Here is an 877-nt window from a genome sequence, read left to right as displayed (position 1 = left end):
CCTCAGGCGACGGCCCCGGCAGCACCTGCAACGGACGCTGCGGCTCCGCCCGCAACCGATGCGGCGGCGCCTGCGGCGCCCGCGACGGCGGGTCCGATCGCGCCGACTTTCGATGTCGTGCGGGTCGAGAGCAACGGCTCGATCGTCGTTGCCGGCAACGCGGCGCCCAACTCGAAGGTCGAAATTCTCAACGGCGCGACGGTGATCGGCTCCACGGTTGCTGGTCCCGATGGTGCCTTTGTCATCGTGCTCGAAGATCCGCTGAAGCCCGGCGACTATACAATCGCCCTGCGTTCGACGGTCGGCGCGGTGGTGACCGCCTCGGCGCAGACCGCTGTCGTCTCGGTGCCGGCGAATGCGGCTGGCCAGGTGCTGGCCATGGTCGAGGAGCCGGGCAAGCCGGCCGAACTGCTCACCGTTCCGGCATCTGAGCCAAAGCCAGCGCCGGCAACCGGCGACCAGGCTGCCGCTCCTGCTGCTGAAGCGCCNGCCGCGCCGGCGACGGCCACGCCAGCCGTGGCTGCAGCAAAACCTGCTCCGGCGGCACCGGCCGCGCCCGCGGCAGCCGCGGCCGAACCAAAGATCGTGGTCGAGGCAGTCGAGATCGATGGCAACAAGATCTTTGTCGCCGGCCTCGCAGATCCAGGCCGCAAGGTGCGCGCCTACGCCAACGACATCCTGCTCGGCGACGCGCAGACCTCGTCGGACGGCCATTTCCTGGTCGAGGCGACGCGCGATATTCCGGTCGGCAGCTATACCATCCATGTTGACGGCCTCGACGCCGACGGCGTGAAGGTGGTGGCCCGCGCCGCAGTGCCCTTCGAGCGCGAGCCGGGCGAGGCGGTCGCCGCCGTTGCCCCCGCCGAGACCAAGCCCG

At 70.4% G+C, this 877-nt stretch carries 1 pseudogene; it reads left to right on the top strand.

Annotated features, from left to right (window positions below):
• Positions 1-877 (top strand): annotated as a pseudogene (locus X742_RS140180) (LysM peptidoglycan-binding domain-containing protein); the annotation flags it as partial.

Source organism: Mesorhizobium sp. LNHC229A00, assembly GCF_000502415.1.
Classification (GTDB): domain Bacteria; phylum Pseudomonadota; class Alphaproteobacteria; order Rhizobiales; family Rhizobiaceae; genus Mesorhizobium.
The sequence above is the reverse complement of the archived record's forward strand: the minus strand, read 5'-3'. Positions and strand labels throughout refer to the sequence as shown.